This window comes from Methylobacterium sp. Gmos1 (assembly GCF_053764715.1).
The window spans coordinates 111,253-128,663 of sequence record NZ_JBSNCC010000009.1 but is presented as its reverse complement, the minus strand read 5'-3'; the positions used below and the strand labels follow the sequence as shown (position 1 = coordinate 128,663).

Genomic DNA, 17,411 nt, shown 5'->3' with positions numbered 1-17,411 from the left:
GCCGAAAGATCTCCATGAACCGGTGACCGGACGTTAATCACGTCCGGGCCAATCCTGTCGGACACGACCCACCGCGAGCCGACCTTCAAGGCCAGCCGACAGACGAAGCGCGAAACGGCCCCGCATGGCGACGCTCCACCACTCCCCGTTCTGCCCGCATTCCCGCTTCGTGCGCCTGATCATGGCCGAGATGGGCATGGAGCCCCAGCTCGTCGAGGAACGCCCGTGGGAGCGGCGGGAGGACTTCCTGATGATGAACCCGGCCGGCACCACCCCGGTGCTGGTGGAGGAGGGCGGCCTCGCGGTGCCCGGCGGCGGCATCATCGCCGAGTACCTCGACGAGACCCGGGGCTTGGGCCTCGGCGGGTCGCGCCTCCTGCCGGATTCCCCCGCCGCCCGGGTCGAGGTGCGCCGCCTGCTCGACTGGTTCCTGCACAAGTTCGACCAGGAGGTGACCGGCTACCTCGTCACCGAGAAGATCCACAAGCGCTTCATGACCGCGCAGCACGGCGGCGGCCCGCCGGACATGAACGCGATCCGGGCGGCGCGCAGCAACGTGCGCTACCACCTGAAATACATCGGCTACCTGATCTCGCGGCGGAACTGGCTGGCGGGCGGGCAATTGACCTATGCCGACCTCGCCGCCGCGGCGCACCTGTCCTGCGTCGACTACCTCGGCGACGTGCCGTGGGACGAGGACGAGATGGCGCGGAACTGGTACGCGCGGGTGAAGTCGCGCCCCTCGTTCCGCAGCCTGCTCGCCGACCGGGTGGCCGGGATGGCACCGGCCGACCATTACGCGGATCTGGACTTCTGACGCCTCGAGCCCCTCTCGCACCCGACGCCCTTCGACGATTCCTCGAGACCCGCGCCCGGGCGCAGGGCTTCGACACCCTCGCGGTGACGCGCCCCGACGCGGTGCCGGCTCTCCCTGAGCGCCTCGCCGCCTGGCTCGCGGCGGGCCGCCACGGCACCATGACCTGGATGGAGGAGCGCAAGGGGGAACGGGCCGATCCGGCGCGGCTGTGGTCGGACGTGCGCAGCATCGTGATGCTCGGGGTCAGTGCGGCGCCCGACGGCGACCCGCTGGCGGCCTTGCGCGACCCCTCGTGCGGGTCGATCGCCGTGTATGCCCGCCGGCGCGACTACCACGACGTGATCAAGGGCAAGCTGAAGGAGCTCGGCGGCGCCTTCGCGGCCAAGGCGGGGGCCAAGGTCAAGGTCTTCGTCGACACCGCGCCGGTGATGGAGAAGCCGCTCGCCGCCGCCGCCGGGCTCGGCTGGCAGGGCAAGCACAGCGTGCTGGTGTCGCGGGGCTTCGGCAACTGGCTCCTGCTCGGCGCCATCTACACCACGGCCGAGCTGCCGGTCGACGCGGCCGAGAGCGACCATTGCGGCCGCTGCCGGCGCTGCCTCGACGCCTGCCCGACCGCCGCCTTCCCGGCCCCCTACCAGTTGGACGCCGGGCGCTGCCTGGCCTACCTGACGATCGAGCATGCCGGGCCGATCCCGCCGGAATTCCGGGAGCCGATGGCCAACCGGGTCTTCGGCTGCGACGATTGCCTGGCGGTGTGCCCGTGGAACAAGTTCGCCACGGCTACCCGCGAGGCGCGGCTCGCGGCCCGCGAGGACCTGGCGGCCCCGCCGCTCGCGGAGCTGGCCCGGCTCGACGATGCGGCGTTCCGCACGCGCTTTGCCGGCACGCCGATCAAGCGCACCGGGCGCGACCGCTTCCTGCGCAACGTGCTGATCGCCATCGGCAATTCGGGGGACGAGGCGCTGGTCGGCGAGGCGGCGCGCCTCCTCGACGACGCCGCGCCGCTGGTGCGCGGCATGGCGGTGTGGGCGCTCGCCCGCCTCGGGCGCCTGCCCCCCGCCCCGCCGCCCGACGAGCGCGACCCGGATGTCCTGGCCGAGTGGGAGCTGGCGAAAAACTCCGGAGTCCAGAGGGCGAGCCCTCTGGCGGGTGCAGGGCAGCGCCCTGCATAAGACGGCATCCGCTCTAGGTAAGGCTCGGCCATGCACCTGTTCGTCTTCGGGCTCGGCTACACGGCCGGCCATTTCGTGGCGCGCGAGCGTGCGCGCTTTACCGGCGTCACGGCGACCCGGCAGGCGCCGGCCGACGTCGACGGCGTGACGGTGCGAGTGTTCTCGCCCGACACGACCGATCCGCGGATCGCCGACGACCTCGGCCGGGCCGACGCGATCCTGGTGTCGATCCCGCCGGATTCCGGCGGCGACCCGGCGCTCGCGGCCTTTTCGGACGCGATCGCCGCCGGCCCGGCGCGGTGGATCGGCTACCTCTCGACCATCGGAGTGTACGGCGACCAGGGCGGCGCCTGGATCGACGAGGCGACGCCGCCGGCGCCCACCCACCAGCGCACCCGCCACCGGGTGGCGGCGGAGACCGCTTGGGCCGAACTCGGCGCGCGGACGGGCAAGGCGGTGCAGGTCTTCCGGCTGTCGGGCATCTACGGGCCGGGGCGCAACGCCTTCGAGAAGCTGCGCCAGGGCAAGGCGCAGCGCATCGTCAAGCCGGGGCAGGTATTCAACCGCATTCACGTCGACGACATCGCGACGACCCTCGCCGCCTCCCTCGACCGGCCCCGGCCGGGCGCGATCTACAACGTCACCGACGACGAGCCCGCGCCGCCCCAGGACGTGACGGCCTTCGCGGCCGAGCTTGCCGGGCTGCCGCTGCCGCCGGCGGTGGATTTCGACACCGCCAGCCTGAGCCCGATGGCGCGCAGCTTCTACGGCGAGAACAAGCGGGTGCGGAACCGGCTGATCCGGGAGGAGCTGGGGGTGGAGCTCGCCTATCCGACGTATCGGGAGGGATTGCGGGGGCTGGTGTAGGGGGTTGGTTGCCCCCGACGCGCCTGCCTGGTTCTCGCAACGGATCGACATCCTCCGCGTCATCGTCAGGGCTGCCGGGCGATGGCGACCGGATCGACCGAGACCTCCTGCTTCAGGGTGCGCAGCGCGAAGACCGAGCGCGACTGGCGGATGCCGCGGATGCGGTAGAGCTTCTCGCGCAGGAAGCGCTCGTAATGCGCGGTGCCGCTGACCGCGACCTTGATGATGTAGTCGTACTCGCCGGTCACCAGATGCGCCTCCAGGACCTCCGGAATGCGCAGGATCTCGATGCCGAAGGCCTCCAGCACCGAGTCGTCGTGCTTGTCGAGGGTCACCTCGACGAAGACCACGTCGGGAATGCCGAGCGCCCGATGGTCGAGCACCGCGACGTAGTCGCGGATCAGCCCCGCCTCCTCCAGGCGTCGGAGCCGCGTCCAGCACGGCGATTGCGACAGGCCGACCCGCTCGGCGAGGCCCGCGATGGTCAGCCTTCCGTCCGCCCGCAGGGCGCCGAGGATTCGACGGTCCACGTCGTCGAGCCTGTGCGGCTCGGCGCCCTTCGCGGGTGCTGCCGCCCGTGCAGAACGTCTGTTCGGCGATTCCGCCTTCGATGCCATTCCGTGTTCTCCCGAACCCGGCTTTAGCCTCGAAAATCGGCGAGGACCATCCGGCCGGACCGGGCTACAAGGGAGTCAAATCAAGCGTCGCGGGAGGACGCGCATGGCTGGCGAGCAACAGCACGTCATCGAGATCCGCGCCCGGATCCTGCACGTCTTCGACGGCGTGACGCGATTGCTCGGCGAGGTCGAGCGGGCCGGCTACGGCTTACGCACTCTCGCCCTCGCGTCGGAGGGCGCGTCCTCCGCCGTCACCCTGTCGATCCTGGTCCCGGATGGGACCGACCTCTCCTTCCTCGCCGCCCGCCTGTCGCGCCACCCGGCAGTGGTCGAGGCGCGCGTCGGCGCGCCGTCCTGACGTCCCGAAAGCCCCCTCCCCAAGGGATTCCCATGCCGCCAGACGCCCCGAGCCCCCAGGCTGCGTTGAGCCTTCACGTGCCCGAGCCCGCCGTCCGCCCGGGCGGCAATCCGAGCTTTTCCGATCTCGACATCCCGGAGGCCGGCGCCGTCCGCCGGCCGGAGGTCGACGTGGCGGCGGCCGACATCCGCGACCTCGCCTACACACTGATCCGGGTGCTCGATTCCGACGGCAAAGCGGTCGGTCCCTGGGCCGGCTCGCTCACCGACGAGGAACTGCTCGCCGGGCTTCGCGACATGATGAAGCTGCGCGCCTTCGATGCGCGCATGCTGATGGCCCAGCGCCAGGGCAAGACCTCGTTCTACATGCAGCATCTCGGCGAGGAGGCGGTGAGCACCGCCTTCCGCCGGGCGCTCCAGCCCGGGGACATGAACTTCCCGACCTACCGGCAGGCGGGGCTGCTGATCGCCGGCGGCTATCCGCTCGTCGACATGATGTGCCAGATCTACTCGAACGAGGCCGATCCGCTGCACGGCCGGCAGCTCCCGGTGATGTACTCGGCCAAGGAGCACGGCTTCTTCTCGATCTCCGGCAACCTCGCGACGCAGTACGTCCAGGCGGTCGGCTGGGCGATGGCCTCGGCGATCAAGAACGACAGCAAGATCGCCGCCGCCTGGATCGGCGACGGCTCGACCGCCGAATCCGACTTCCACGCGGCGCTCGTCTTCGCCTCGACCTACCGAGCGCCGGTGGTGCTCAACGTCGTCAACAACCAGTGGGCGATCTCGACCTTCCAGGGCTTCGCCCGCGGCGGCTCCTCGACCTTCGCGGCGCGCGGCCACGGCTTCGGCATTCCCGCGCTCCGGGTCGACGGCAACGATTACCTGGCCGTCCACGCGGTGGCGAAGTGGGCGACCGAGCGGGCGCGGCGCAATCTCGGGCCGACCATCGTCGAGTACGTCACCTACCGGGCCGGCGCGCACTCGACCTCGGACGACCCCTCGGCCTACCGGCCGAAGACCGAGTTCGACGCCTGGCCGCTCGGCGATCCGGTCAAGCGCCTCAAGGATCACCTCATCGCCCGCGGCGCCTGGTCGGAGGAGCGCCACCGCCAGGGCGAGGCCGAGATCCTCGACGAGGTCGTGGCTGCCCAGCGCGAGGCCGAGACCCACGGCACGCTTCACGCCGGCGGCAAGCCCTCGCCGCGCGACATGTTCGAAGGAGTGTTTTCCGAGATGCCCCCCCACCTGCGCCGCCAGCGCCAGCAGGCGGGGTACTGAGATGCCGCGCCGCACGATGATCGAGGCCATCCGCGACGCGATGGCCGTGGCGATGGAGCGCGACGACGACGTGGTCGTGTTCGGGGAGGATGTCGGCTATTTCGGCGGCGTCTTCCGCTGCACCCAAGGGCTCCAGGCCCGCTTCGGCAAGAGCCGCTGCTTCGACGCGCCGATCAGCGAGCTCGGCATCGTCGGCGCCGCCGTCGGCATGGCGGCCTACGGCCTGAAGCCCTGCATCGAGATCCAGTTCGCCGACTACATGTACCCGGCCTACGACCAGATCGTGTCGGAGGCCGCGCGCCTGCGCTACCGCTCGGGCGGCCAGTTCACCGCCCCGATGGTGGTGCGGATGCCCACCGGCGGCGGCATCTTCGGCGGCCAGACCCACAGCCAGAGCCCCGAGGCGCTGTTCACCCACGTGGCGGGCCTCAAGACCGTGGTGCCGTCGAACCCCTACGACGCCAAGGGCCTCCTGATCGCGGCGATCGAGGATCCCGACCCGGTGATCTTCCTGGAGCCCAAGCGCCTCTACAACGGCCCGTTCGACGGCCACCACGACCGGCCGGTGACGCCGTGGGCCCGCCACGACCTCGGCGAGGTGCCGGACGGGCACTACACCGTGCCGCTCGGCAAGGCGGCGATCCGGCGCGAAGGATCGGCCGTCACGGTGCTCGCCTACGGCACCATCGTGCACGTCGCCGAGGCCGCCGCCGCCGAGACGGGAATCGACGCCGAAGTCATCGACCTGCGCACGCTCCTTCCCCTCGACATGGAGACGATCGAGGCCTCGGTGCGCAAGACCGGGCGCTGCGTCATCGCCCACGAGGCGACCCTGACCTCGGGTTTCGGCGCCGAGCTCGCCGCGCTGGTGCAGGAATCCTGCTTCTACCACCTGGAGGCGCCGATCGTCCGGGTCGCGGGCTGGGACACGCCCTACCCGCACGCCCAGGAATGGGCCTACTTCCCCGGCCCCGAGCGCGTCGGCCGGGCGCTTCGCGCCGCGATGGAGGGCTGACCCGTGGGCTTTCGCATCGTCAAGCTGCCCGATATCGGCGAGGGCGTGGCCGAGGCCGAGGTCTCGGCCTGGCACGTCAAGGTCGGGGACGTCGTCCGCGAGGACCAGCCGCTCGCCGACGTGATGACCGACAAGGCCACCGTCGAGATTCCCTCTCCGGTGAGCGGCACTGTCGCGGCCCTCGGCGCCGAAGCCGGCCAGATGCTGGCGGTCGGGGCCGAACTGGTGCGGCTCGAGGTCGAGGGCGGCGAGGCCGCGCCGGCTCCCGAGGCCGGCATCGCGGTGGCGCCGGAGGTGGCGCGGGCGCAGGACGCCGCAGCGGGCCAGCCGGCCGCCGCCCTGGTCCCGGCCGCCGACGGCCTGGAGCCGGCCCAGCCGGCACCTGCTCCCCAATCCGCCGCGGCGCCGAGCGCCGCCGCAGCACCGAAGCCGGCCCCGGCCAAGCCTGCAACCCCTGCCCCCCGCCCTGCCGCCACGGCCCCCTCCTCGGGTCCGCCGCGGCCGGCCGGCGAGAAGCCGATCGCCTCCCCGGCGGTGCGCCGGCGGGCCCTGGAAGCGGGCATCGACCTGCGCCAGGTCCGCGGCACGGGTCCGGCCGGCCGTGTCGGTCACGACGATCTCGACGCGTTCCTCAACACCCCGCCCGAGGACGCCGCCCCCGCGCCCGCCGGCCGCGCCCCGCGCACGGGCGTCGAGGAGATCAAGGTCATCGGGCTGCGCCGGCGCATCGCCCAGCGCATGGCCGACGCCAAGCGCCGCGTCGCCCACTTCTCCTACGTCGAGGAGGTGGACGTGACGGCGGTGGAGGAGCTGCGCGCCGCCCTCAACCAGCGCTACGGCGCGGCCCGCCCGAAGCTGACGCTGATCCCGTTCCTGGTCCAGGCCCTGGTGCGCGCCCTGCCGGACTTCCCGCAGATGAACGCGCATTACGACGACGAGGCGGAGGTGATCCACCGCCATGCCGGGATCCATGTCGGCATCGCGACCCAGACCCCGTCCGGCCTGATGGTGCCGGTGCTCCGCCACGCCGAGACCCGCGACGTGTGGAACGCGGCCGCCGAGGTGCGGCGCCTGGCCGAGGCTGCCCGCAACGGGCTGGCCGCCCGCGACGAGCTCTCGGGATCGACCATCACCATCACGTCGCTGGGGGCGCTGGGCGGCATCGTGACGACGCCGGTGATCAACCGGCCGGAAGTCGCGATCATTGGCGTCAACAAGCAGGTGATGCGCCCGGTCTGGCGCGACGGCGCCTTCGTGCCGCGCCTGACGATGAACCTCTCGGCGTCCTTCGACCACCGGGTGGTCGACGGCTACGACGCCGCCCTATTCGTGCAGGCGCTCAAGGGCCTTCTCGAGACGCCCGCGACGTTGTTCATGGAGGCCTGATCGTTGAGCGAGATCACCACCAAGCTTCTGGTGCTCGGCGGCGGCCCGGGCGGCTACGTCGCGGCGATCCGCGCCGGTCAAGCCGGCATCGACACGGTGCTGGTCGAGGAGAACCGGCTCGGCGGCACCTGCCTCAACGTCGGCTGCATCCCCTCGAAGGCGATGATCCACGCGGCCGAGGCCTATCACGCGGCCGTCCTGCAATCCGAGGATTCGTCGCCCTTCGGCCTCTCGGCCGGCCCGCCCACCCTCGACTTTCCCCGCACGGTGGCCTGGAAGGACGGAATCGTCGGGCGACTCAACACCGGCGTCGCCTCACTCCTCAAGCGCGGCGGGGTCAAGATCCTGCGCGGGCGCGGGCAGATGGTCGACGGCAAGACCTGCCTCGTCGAGACCGATACCGGCCCGGAGCGGGTGCGGGCCGAGCACGTGATCATCGCCACCGGCTCGGTCCCGGCGGCGCTCCCCCACATTCCGTTCGGCGGGCGCGTCATCTCCTCGACCGAGGCCCTGTCGCTGCAGAAGGTCCCCGCCACGATGGCGGTGGTGGGCGCGGGCTATATCGGCCTCGAACTCGGCACCGCCTTCGCCAAGCTCGGCGCCAAGGTGACGGTGGTCGAGATGGCCGAGCGGATCCTGCCGGCCTACGACGCCGAGCTGACCCGGCCGGTGGCGCGGCGCCTCGCGGCGCTCGGGGTCGAGGTGCTGCTCGGCGCGAAGGCGAGCGGGCTGTCCGGCGACGCGCTGGCCGTCGAGGTCGGGGGCAAGTCCAAGAAAATTCCGGCGGAGGTCATCCTGGTCGCGGTCGGCCGCAAGGCGCGCACGCACGATCTCGGCCTCGACCGGCTCGACCTCGACATGAGCGGGCCGTTCATCCGTATCGACGAGCGCTGCGCCACCTCGATGCGCAACGTCTGGGCGGTCGGCGACGTCACCGGAGAGCCGATGCTGGCCCACCGCGCCATGGCGCAGGGCGAGATGGTGGCCGACATCGTGGCGGGGCGCCGCCGCGCCTTCCACAAGGTGGCGATCCCGGCGGTGTGCTTCACCGACCCGGAGGTGGTCTCGGCCGGCCTGTCGCCGGAGGAGGCCCGGGCCGCCGGACACGAGATCCGCACCGGCCTGTTTCCCTTCGCGGCCAACGGCCGTGCCATGACGCTCGGCGCCGAGGACGGCTTCGTGCGGGTGACGGCGCGGGCCGACAACCACCTCATCCTCGGCATCCAGGCGGTGGGCGCCGGCGTCTCGGAACTGGCGGCTGGCTTCGGCCTCGCTCTGGAGATGGGCGCGCGGCTGGAGGACATCGCCGGCACGATCCACGCCCACCCGACGCTGGGCGAGGCCTTCCACGAGGCCAACCTTCGGGCACTCGGCGAGGCTCTCCACATCTGAGCGTCGGGCGATCGGGCGAATCGCCGCGCGATCTGTGACACCATCGCTCGTCCGGACCGCGGAGGGACGAGCGGTGAGCGAGAAGAAGCGCCGGGCCACGGCCGCGGAGATCCGCGCCCGGGCGTTCGGCGACGTGATCGAGTGGCTGGAATTCCGCGTCGCGGTCTGTCGCGACGGGCTGGAGCGCTACACCGCCTCCCACGGCACCGACAGCCGGGCCGCCGCGGGAGAGCGCGCCGCGGCGTTCGAGGCCGAGCTGATCCTGCGCGAGATCGGCAAGCTGGCGCAGCACCCGCCGCGCACGAGGGCGTTCCGCGAGGCGGCCGAGGCGCGCCGCCGCTTCGTCGCCACGCGGCGGGCGGGGAGCAGCGAGGCGGACGCACCGGAGGAGGGCTGACGCAGTGCGGCCCGGTGCTGCACGGTCACACGAAGATTTTTCCACCATAGCATTGAAGGGATCCGTGACCGCGTGAAATACTGCGAAGACGGCTCTGGTTGAAACAGGCCGCGATCCAGGGAGAATCGCCATGACGGGCCGGGGCTCGAGACGCCTGGGAAGATTCGTGTCCGTGCTCACCCTCTGCCTCGCGGCGCAGGGCGCGCGTGCCGAGGTGAAGACCGGGCCGGTGCTGATGCATTGGGGCCCGTGCGAGGCCTCCGGCGCCGTCCCCTACCCGGCCGGCAGCTTCGGTGATCGCTTCCTGGTGGTCGACGACGAGAGCAACAGCTTGCGCCTCTACAAAGCTGACGAATCCGGCCCGCCGCTGATGCTCAAGGGCGGCGATCTCGACGCGGCGCTCGCCACCACGGCGCGCGAGGAGCCCGCCAAGGCCGACCTCGAATCCCTCGCCTGGCTCGGCAGCGACCTGGTGCTGATGGGCTCGCACGCCCGCGACGCGGACGGGCGCACCCGCGAATCCTCGCGCCAGGTGCTCGCCCTCACGGTCGGCGGCGATGCCAAGGCGCCCGCGGTGACGCCGAAGGGCAAGCCGTTCCAGGGCCTCGCCAAGGCGATCGCCGACCTCGACCCGCGCCTGTCCGAGCGCATCGCCGTCGACCTTGCCGCGAAGGCGAGCCTGAGCCCGCGGCGGCGGGGCTTTGCCATCGAGGGGCTGAGTCCGATGCCCGACGGGCGCGGCCTGTTCGTGGGCCTGCGCAACCCGCTCAACGCCGACAACGACGCCCTGGTGGTGCCGTTCGAGAACCCCTCCGAGGTGCTGGCGAGCGGCGCGGCCCCGAAGCTCGGGAAGCCCGTCGCCCTCGACCTCAAGGGCCGCGGCATCCGCGACATCGCCTACGCGCCCGGGGCGAAGGCCTACTTCCTGATCGCCGGCGGCTCGGGCAGCGGCGGCGAGGCCGCCGATCTCTACCGCTGGTCCGGCAAGGCCGGCGAGGCGCCGACCCGCGTCGCGGGCGTGGCGGAGGCGCTGGCGGCGCTCCCCGACTTCCAGCCCGAGGGCCTGCTCGTCGCATCCGACGGCAAGAAGGTGCAGCTCGTCAGCGACGACGGCGACATCTGCCCGGCGCGCAAGCCGCAAGGATTCCGGAGCGTGGTACTGGAGCTGGAGTGAGGGGACGCTCCGATCGGCCGTTCGCGGGGAAGATCTCGCGACAGTGTCGCTCTATCCGGGGCTCGCAGCGCGGCGAGGCCCGGGACCGGTCTGCAACCCTCCGCGCCGTGCCGCGGCGAGGGTTGCCGGGAATCCGGGATGATGGCGAGTGAGATTCGATTGACGAACTCGGAGCCCGTTTCAGTCGGCCTCTCGCAGGCTCATCATCCTCGGCGTCGTTCTGGGGTCACGTAGCGGAACCCGGAATTCAGGCATTCACGCGATCTCCGGTGGATCCGCTCAAAGATTACTATGGCGCGCCTCCCCTCTCCCACACGGGCGAGGGGAGCGCCGTTTGCGTTTGTCGGCATTACCGCGATGGCCGGATTCCGCGCTCCGCCACGCGGCCCGGAATGACCAGGAGGTCGAGATGCCGGCGGATACCGATCGAGCAGCATTCGGGCGGTGAATCCGATCGGCCAAGCCGGCAATCGTGCACGGCGACGCCTGGATCATCGTCACGCATCCCGCCCCGGGCCATCCTCCGGGCGCGCCCGCCGCCGCTTGTCCCGCCGCAGCACATGAAGCTGCCAGAACCCGAACCCCAGCACCGCCCCGAACACCAGCCCGAAATCGAGCAGCGCGAACAGCGTCTGGCTCACGACGGGGCCGCGCCGCCCAGCCGCTCGCGCTCGCGCAGGGTCTCGATCAGGTCGAGCACGCGCACGACCCGCCCGCCGAGGTTCCACCAGGCCGGCCGCGTCGCCGCGGGAGCGAGCGGCGTCGCCAGCACCGCCTCGACCAGGAAGGCGGCTTCCGGCAGGGCCGGCCGGTCGGCGCGGCGGATCGAGGGCGTGGCGACGGCGCGGGCGAGCAGCCGCGCCTTGCGGGCGCCCGGCACCCGGGCGCGGCGGGTCACGGAGTCGAGCCCGCTGCGGGTGAGGTCGCGGCCGATCTCGGCGTAGATCAGCCCGGCGGCGCGCACCGCCGGGCGGCAGGCCGGCGGCAGCATCGCGATGCCGGATTCCGCCCGCGCGTAGAGGAGGTCGGCGGCGGCGAGCAGGCGGGCGACGACCGTGGCGAGCGCCGGGCTCGGCTCGGGCCGGGCGAGGAAGGCGTCGGGATCGAGCCCGGCCTCGCGCAGCCAGGCTTCGGGCAGGTAGAGCCGCCCGTTGCGGGCATCCTCGCCGACGTCGCGGGCGACGTTGGTGAGCTGCATGGCGATGCCGAGGTCGCAGGCCCGCGCCAGCGCCTCGGGCGAGCGCTCGCCCATCAGCAGCGTCATCATCGCCCCGACCGAGCCGGCGACCCGGGCGGCGTAGGCGACGAGGGAGGAGAGATCCGGATGGCGCCGTCCGGCGGCGTCCCAGGCCAGCCCCTCGAGGAGGGCGGCGGGCAGCGCCTGGGGAATGGCGTGGCGGGTCACGATCTCGGCGAGCGCCCGGTCGGCGGGCGCGTCGGCGGGGCGGCCGGCATAGGCCGCGCTCAATCGCGCCTGCAGGCGCGGCACCGCGTCCGCCCGGGCGCCCGCCCCGTCGACCGCGTCGTCGGAGAGGCGGCAGAAGGCGTAGAGCCCGTAGGCGTCGCGGCGCACGTCCCGCGGCAGCAGCCACGAGGCGGCGTAGAAGCTGCGCGAGCCGGCCCGGATCGCCGCCCGGCAGGCGGCGTGGTCGGCGGAGCGGGCCAGGGACGCCGCAAACGGCGTTTGACGACGCGCATCAGGCGAAGACGGCAGCATCCGGCACCACGCGATCGAGAATCTTCGAGGAGGACAGCACCCCCGGCAGCCCGGCCCCCGGATGGGTGCCGGCGCCGACGAGGTAGAGGTGGCGCACCGCGCCGCAGCGGTTGTGCGGGCGGAAGTAGGCGCTCTGGGTCAGGATCGGCTCGAGGCCGAAGCCCGAGCCGCGGAAGGCCAGGAAATCGTCGGAGAAATCCTGCGGCGTCGTCACGCGGGAGGTGACGAGGGAGCCCGACAGGCCCGGCAGCACGGTGGCTTCGAGGCGCGCGGCGATGCGCTGGCGAAACGGCTCGGCGAGCGCGGCCCAGTCCTGCCCGCCGGCGAGGTTCGGCACCGGCACCAGGGCGTAGAACGCGTCGTGGCCCGGCGGGGCGACGCTCGGGTCGGTCGCGGTCGGGCGGTGCAGGTAGAGGCTCATGTCCTCGGCCAGCACCTTGTGGGAGAAAATGTCGTCGAGAAGCCCGCGGTAGCGCGGCCCGAGCAGGATCGTGTGGTGGGCGAGATCCGGATAGGTCCGCCGCGTGCCGAAATACCAGACGAACAGCCCCATCGAGGAATGCGCCCGGCCGAGCCGCCGCTCGCGCCAGCCCCGCGCCTCCTTCGGCAGCAGGTGCAGGGCCGTCACGGCCGAATCGGCGTTCGACACCACGACGTCGGCGGCGATCTCGGTGCCGTCGGCGAGCGCCACGCCCCGCGCGGTCCCGTCCTTCACCAGGATCCGCTCGACCTCGGCGCCGCATCGCACCTCGCCGCCCTGGCCCTCGATCAGCCGCACCATCCCGCGCACCAGGGCGCCGGTGCCGCCGAGCGCCGAGTGCACGCCCCAGCGCCGCTCCAGGGCGGCGATCAGGCAGTAGAGCGCGCTCGCCCGGAACGGCGAGCCGCCGATGAGGAGCGGGTGGAAGCTGAACGCCGTGCGCAGGCGCTCGTCGCGAAACACCGACGAGACGAGGCTGTAGACGCTGCGATGGCCGCCGATCCGCACGAGGTCGGGGGCAATGCGCAGCATGTCGGCGAGGCGCCCGAACGGCACCGCGCCGAGCTGCTCGAACCCGACCCGGCACAGCTCGTCGGACAGCGCCATGAAGCGGTCGTAGGCCGGGGCCTCGCCCGGCGACAGGCGCTCGACCTCGTCGCGCATCGCCTCGGCCTCGCCGCACATCGCGAAGCTGGCGCCGTCGTCGAAGCGGATGCGGTAGAACGGCCGCATCGGCACGAGCGTCACGTCGTCGGCGAGTGAGCGCCCGCACAGGCGCCACAGCTCCTCGAACAGGAACGGCGCGGTGACGATGGTCGGCCCGGCATCGAAGGTGAAGCCGTCCTGCCGGTGCACCCGCGCCCGCCCGCCGGGCTGGTCCAGGCGCTCCAGCACGCTGACCCGGTAGCCCCGCGCGCCGAGGCGGATCGCCGCCGCGAGCCCGCCGAAGCCGCTGCCGATCACCACCGCACGGGGCCTGCGCCGGGCGGTCGTGACCCGCGGCGGCGCGTCGTCGAGTGTCAACATAAGTTGACACTATCATCGCGGTCGGGGCGGGTGGCAAGCGGGAAAGTCGGTGGCGCGGGTCTCGTTCTGCCCGAGGCTCAGGCCTGGGCCGCCCCGGCCCGGATCAGCTCGGCCACCACTTCCGGCCTCTCCTCGTGCGCGAGGTGCCCGAGGCCGCGCAAAAGCTCCACCCGGGCCCGCCCGCCGAGGCGGTCGGCGAGGCCGAACGACACGTCCGGGGCGATGGTGAGGTCCTGCCCGCCGACGATCAGCAGCAGCGGGGGCTTGAGGCGGGGCAGGTCGCGGTCAAGGGGGATCAGGTCCCAGTGCGCCATCATGCCGAGCGCCCCGGCGACGTGGCCGGGGGTCTGGAACAGGCGGCGGTAGAGGTCGAGGCCGGTGCGGTCGAGGGTCGAGCCGGTGCCGTGGATCAGCCGCTCCACCGCCGCCCGGTCGGCCGACCAGGCGAAGACCCGCGGCGTCACCGGGTTGAGGAACAGGGCGCGGGCCATCGCCGGGAAGATGAAGCCGGCCATGCCCGGGAAGGGCTTCAGCGCCGCGTTGAGCCCGACGAGGAGGCGGGGCGCCAGCGCTCCGTCGAGGCAGAGCCGGGCTGCGATCGCGGCGCCAGCGGAGTGTCCGACCGCGACCTCGGGCGCGACGCCGAGGGTGCGCAGCAGGTCGGCCAGCGCGCGCGCCATGCGCGGCAGCGACGGCGTCGGCAGGGGATCGGTGAAGCCGTGGCCCGGCAGGTCGGGGGCGATCACCCGGAAGTCTCTTGCCAGGAGCGGTAGCAGCCCGCGCCAGGAATGGGTCGCCGCGCCGGTACCGTGGACGAGGAGCAGCACCGGGCCCTCCCCCGCCTCTTGCACGTGCCAGGTCAGGCCGCCGGCCGACACGAAGCGGCTCGCCTCGCGGTTCGGCCAGTCGCGGCCCTCGCGGGCGAAGGCGGGCCTGTCGTCGGTGGCGGCCATCGGTCAACCCGGCGGGGCGGCCTCGCGCACGGCCCGGGTCAGGCGCGCGGCGTCGGCCTGCGGCATGGCCAGGTAGCGCGCGGCCATCGCGGCGGCGAGCGCCCGGGCGGAATCCTGCGGGCGGGCGGCGGTGTCGATGACAAGCGCGCGGGTGCCCTCCGCCGCCAGCGCCTTCGCGGCGGCGAGCGCGTCGGCACCCGCCTGGACCCGGCCCGGGGCGCCGGAGCGAGCGATGTTGGCACGGCCGTCGGTGAGGAGCAGCACGGTCGCGCTGCGCCCCGCCCGGCGCTCGGCGGCGGCGAGCCGCCCCGCCGCCTCGATGCCCGCCGCGAGCGGCGTGCCGCCGCCGCCGGGAAGGGAGGCCAGCGCGCGCTTGGCCCGCACCAGCGAGCGGGTCGGGGCGAGGAGGAGGTCGGCGCCCCGGCCCCGGAAGGCCACCAGGGCGACGCGGTCGCGCCGCACGTAGCATTCGGCGAGGAGCGATTCGACCGCGCCCTTGGCCTCGGCCAGCCGCTCCAGGGCGGCGGAGCCGGAGGCGTCGACGGAAAAGATCGTGGTGGTCTCGCGCTTCCGCACCAGGCGGCGGATGCGCAGGTCGTCAGGCGTGATGCGCAGGCGCGCCTCGCCCGCGCCGCGGCGCAGGCGCTGCCAGGGCGCGGCGGCCCGCAGGGTGTCGATCAGCGCGAGGCGCCCGCGGCGCGGATCGCCCGGCCGCGCCCCGACCGGACGGCCGGTCTGCGCCGATGCGGCGGCGCCGGCGCGCCCGGCGTCGGGGCTGCGCGTGCGCGGGCCCTTGGCCGCGAGCAGGCGGGAAAGGAGGCCCGGCGGCAGGCTCGCCGCGACCGCCGCGAGGACGCGGTCGTCGAGGCCCTGGCTCCCGCCGCCCGGATCGTCGGTCTCCGGGTCCGTCGGGCCGGCCTCGTCCCGGTCGGGCGGCGGAGGCTCGGCCTCCTCGGAGGGCCAGGTTCGCGCCCGCGGCGCGAGCACCAGAGCCGTGGAGGCGGCGAGATCGGTGTCTTCCACGGCCGCGCGTCCGGCGAGCGCCGCGTGCAGCCGCGCCACCCGCAGGGCGAGGAGCGGCGCGCGCAGGGACGCGATGCCGAGGCGGACCGCGAGGGCGCACAAAGCCTCCTGCGCCTCGAGCGGCACGTCGGCCTCGGCCGCGCGGCGGGCGGCCGTCAGGTCCGGGAGCGGCGGCGTCCCCGCCAGCGCGCCGGGCGGCACGGCGTCGAGGTCGAGGTGCAGGGCCGTCCTGTCGGCGAGGCAGGCGGGGATCGCCTCGTCCTCACCCTCCCCCTCGTCGAGGAGCACGAGGCCGAAGCAGGCCGGATGCCGGGCCGCGATCCCGTCGCGGGCGACCTCGACGACGCCGGTATCGAGCGCTTGCGCGATCCGCGCCGCGGTACCGGGGCCGAGCCGTTCGGCCATCGGCACCACCACCACCCCACGATGGCTGCGGGCGATCAGGCCGGCCTGCGCCACCGGGCGTCCCGCCGCCAGGGTCGCCGGCAGGTCGAGCCCCCCGAGAAGCGCGTCGTCGGCGATGCCGGCGGGCAGGCGCGTCACCGGCGCTCCCTCCGGGAGCGAGGCGCGCAGGCGCTCAAGCCAGGCCTCGCGCACCGGGCCGGGCCGGGCGCGCACGACGACGCCCGTCCCGGCCGGGTCGATCGCCGCGAGGGAGGCCGCGAGGCAGGCCCGGGTCCAGGCCGCGTCGGGCGCCGCGCTCACCCGAGCACCTCGGCCAGCGCCCGGGCGATCCGCGCCTCGGAGCCGGCCTCGTCGAGGGGATTGCGGCGCAGGCGGTGGCTCAAGGCACTCGGCGCCACCTCGCGCAGGTGGTCGAGGGTCACGGTGGGGGCCCCGTCGAGGCTCGCATGGGCGCGCGCGGTGCGCATCAGGGTCAGCTCCCCGCGCAACCCGTCGGTGCCGAGCGCCAGGCACAGGCGGGCGGCGGCCTCCAGCACCGCGTCCGGCACCGCGACGTCGGGCAGAAGCGCGCGCGCCGCCAGGATCGCCTGGCCGAGCCGGGCCTCCTCCGCCGCCCACTCGGCGGCAAAGGCGGCGGGATCGCGCTCGTAGGCGTCGCGGCGGCGCACGATCGCGACGCGCGTCGCGAGGTCGGTGGGGGTCGTCACCGTGACGGCGAGGCCGAAGCGGTCGAGGAGCTGCGGGCGCAGCTCGCCCTCCTCCGGGTTGCCGCTGCCGACGAGCACGAACCGCGCCGGATGGCGCAGGCTCAGGCCCTCGCGCTCGACGGTGTTGACGCCCGACGCCGCCACGTCGAGGAGCAGGTCGACGAGGTGGTCCTCCAGGAGGTTGACCTCGTCGATGTAGAGGAAGCCGCGGTTGGCGAGGGCGAGCAGCCCGGGCTCGAACGCCTTCTCGCCGGCCCCGAGCGCCCGGCCGATATCGAGCGCGCCGACGACCCGGTCCTCGGTGGCGCCGAGGGGCAGGTCGACCACCGGCACCGGCACGGTCCTGACGGTGAGCCCCTGCGCCCGCCGCGCCGCGCAGGACGGGCAGAGCGAGGCGGCATCGACCGGATCGCAGGCGTAAGGACAGCCGGCCACCGCCCGCATCGGCGGCAGCAGGGCGGCGAGCGCGCGGATGGCGGTCGACTTGCCGGTGCCGCGATCGCCGAAGACCAGCACCCCGCCCACCGCCGGATCGACCGCCGCGACGAGCAGCGCGCGGAGCATCGCGTCCTGCCCGACGATGGCCGAGAACGGATAGGGCGGGCGGGGCCTCACCTCGGCGTG

The 17,411-nt window shown here is 73.6% G+C and carries 17 protein-coding genes; 10 read left to right on the top strand and 7 right to left on the bottom strand.

The window, feature by feature from the left end; genetic code table 11:
- Window positions 1–124 precede the first annotated feature (124 nt).
- Genes ACS5PV_RS18625 through ACS5PV_RS18615 form a run of 3 tightly spaced genes read left to right on the top strand, consistent with a single transcriptional unit; the run spans window position 125 to window position 2,856 of the window.
- Entirely contained in the window at window positions 125–817 is a 693-nt protein-coding gene (locus tag ACS5PV_RS18625) for a glutathione S-transferase family protein (RefSeq protein WP_455396830.1), read from the top strand.
- A complete protein-coding gene (queG, locus tag ACS5PV_RS18620; protein ID WP_455396924.1) occupies window positions 814–1,989 on the top strand; it encodes a tRNA epoxyqueuosine(34) reductase QueG in 1,176 nt (391 codons plus the stop codon). The genes ACS5PV_RS18625 and queG overlap by 4 nt, the downstream gene beginning before the upstream one ends.
- 30 nt (window positions 1,990–2,019) lie before the next feature.
- Window positions 2,020–2,856, top strand: coding sequence for an SDR family oxidoreductase (locus ACS5PV_RS18615; RefSeq protein ID WP_455396829.1), 837 nt, complete (start codon window positions 2,020–2,022; stop codon window positions 2,854–2,856).
- Between the two features lie 65 nt (window positions 2,857–2,921).
- Here the strand turns inward: ACS5PV_RS18615 and ACS5PV_RS18610 are convergent, their stop codons facing one another.
- Entirely contained in the window at window positions 2,922–3,386 is a 465-nt protein-coding gene (locus ACS5PV_RS18610) for an Lrp/AsnC family transcriptional regulator (RefSeq protein ID WP_455396828.1), read from the bottom strand.
- 190 nt (window positions 3,387–3,576) lie between these two features.
- Between ACS5PV_RS18610 and ACS5PV_RS18605 the strand changes: the two genes are divergently transcribed.
- The 7 genes from ACS5PV_RS18605 to ACS5PV_RS18575 all read left to right on the top strand — a co-directional run bounded on the left by ACS5PV_RS18605 (window position 3,577) and on the right by ACS5PV_RS18575 (window position 10,475).
- Window positions 3,577–3,831, top strand: coding sequence for a hypothetical protein (locus ACS5PV_RS18605; protein WP_455396827.1), 255 nt, complete (start codon window positions 3,577–3,579; stop codon window positions 3,829–3,831).
- A gap of 32 nt (window positions 3,832–3,863) precedes the next feature.
- Window positions 3,864–5,111, top strand: a complete 1,248-nt coding sequence (locus ACS5PV_RS18600) for a thiamine pyrophosphate-dependent enzyme (protein WP_455396826.1) — start codon at window positions 3,864–3,866, stop codon at window positions 5,109–5,111.
- A gap of 1 nt (window position 5,112) precedes the next feature.
- A complete protein-coding gene (locus tag ACS5PV_RS18595) occupies window positions 5,113–6,126 on the top strand; it encodes an alpha-ketoacid dehydrogenase subunit beta (RefSeq protein WP_109973959.1) in 1,014 nt (337 codons plus the stop codon).
- A gap of 3 nt (window positions 6,127–6,129) precedes the next feature.
- On the top strand, window positions 6,130–7,512 hold the full coding sequence (locus ACS5PV_RS18590; protein WP_455396825.1) for a dihydrolipoamide acetyltransferase family protein: 1,383 nt from the start codon (window positions 6,130–6,132) through the stop codon (window positions 7,510–7,512).
- A gap of 3 nt (window positions 7,513–7,515) precedes the next feature.
- Window positions 7,516–8,904 carry a dihydrolipoyl dehydrogenase gene (gene lpdA, locus ACS5PV_RS18585; RefSeq protein WP_455396824.1) on the top strand — a complete coding sequence of 463 codons (1,389 nt, stop codon included), beginning with the start codon at window positions 7,516–7,518 and terminating at the stop codon, window positions 8,902–8,904.
- Window positions 8,905–8,977: 73 nt separating this feature from the next.
- Window positions 8,978–9,301, top strand: a complete 324-nt coding sequence (locus tag ACS5PV_RS18580) for a hypothetical protein (protein WP_455396823.1) — start codon at window positions 8,978–8,980, stop codon at window positions 9,299–9,301.
- 166 nt (window positions 9,302–9,467) lie between these two features.
- Window positions 9,468–10,475, top strand: coding sequence for a DUF3616 domain-containing protein (locus ACS5PV_RS18575; protein WP_455396822.1), 1,008 nt, complete (start codon window positions 9,468–9,470; stop codon window positions 10,473–10,475).
- 497 nt (window positions 10,476–10,972) lie between these two features.
- Here the strand turns inward: ACS5PV_RS18575 and ACS5PV_RS18570 are convergent, their stop codons facing one another.
- The 6 genes from ACS5PV_RS18570 to bchI all read right to left on the bottom strand — a co-directional run bounded on the left by ACS5PV_RS18570 (window position 10,973) and on the right by bchI (window position 17,351).
- On the bottom strand, window positions 10,973–11,116 hold the full coding sequence (locus ACS5PV_RS18570; protein ID WP_455396821.1) for a hypothetical protein: 144 nt from the start codon (window positions 11,114–11,116) through the stop codon (window positions 10,973–10,975).
- Window positions 11,113–12,192 (bottom strand): phytoene/squalene synthase family protein, encoded by a 1,080-nt coding sequence (locus ACS5PV_RS18565; RefSeq protein WP_455396820.1) that lies wholly within the window; start codon window positions 12,190–12,192, stop codon window positions 11,113–11,115. The genes ACS5PV_RS18570 and ACS5PV_RS18565 overlap by 4 nt, the downstream gene beginning before the upstream one ends.
- Window positions 12,173–13,699, bottom strand: coding sequence for a phytoene desaturase family protein (gene crtI, locus ACS5PV_RS18560; RefSeq protein ID WP_455396819.1), 1,527 nt, complete (start codon window positions 13,697–13,699; stop codon window positions 12,173–12,175). The genes ACS5PV_RS18565 and crtI overlap by 20 nt, the downstream gene beginning before the upstream one ends.
- A 77-nt stretch (window positions 13,700–13,776) precedes the next feature.
- Window positions 13,777–14,652, bottom strand: coding sequence for an alpha/beta fold hydrolase BchO (gene bchO / locus ACS5PV_RS18555; protein ID WP_455396818.1), 876 nt, complete (start codon window positions 14,650–14,652; stop codon window positions 13,777–13,779).
- 3 nt (window positions 14,653–14,655) lie between these two features.
- Window positions 14,656–16,380, bottom strand: a complete 1,725-nt coding sequence (locus ACS5PV_RS18550; RefSeq protein ID WP_455396817.1) for a magnesium chelatase subunit D — start codon at window positions 16,378–16,380, stop codon at window positions 14,656–14,658.
- On the bottom strand, window positions 16,377–17,351 hold the full coding sequence (bchI, locus tag ACS5PV_RS18545) for a magnesium chelatase ATPase subunit I (protein ID WP_455396923.1): 975 nt from the start codon (window positions 17,349–17,351) through the stop codon (window positions 16,377–16,379). Before bchI ends, ACS5PV_RS18550 begins: the two co-directional genes overlap by 4 nt.
- Between the last annotated feature and the right edge of the window lie 60 nt (window positions 17,352–17,411).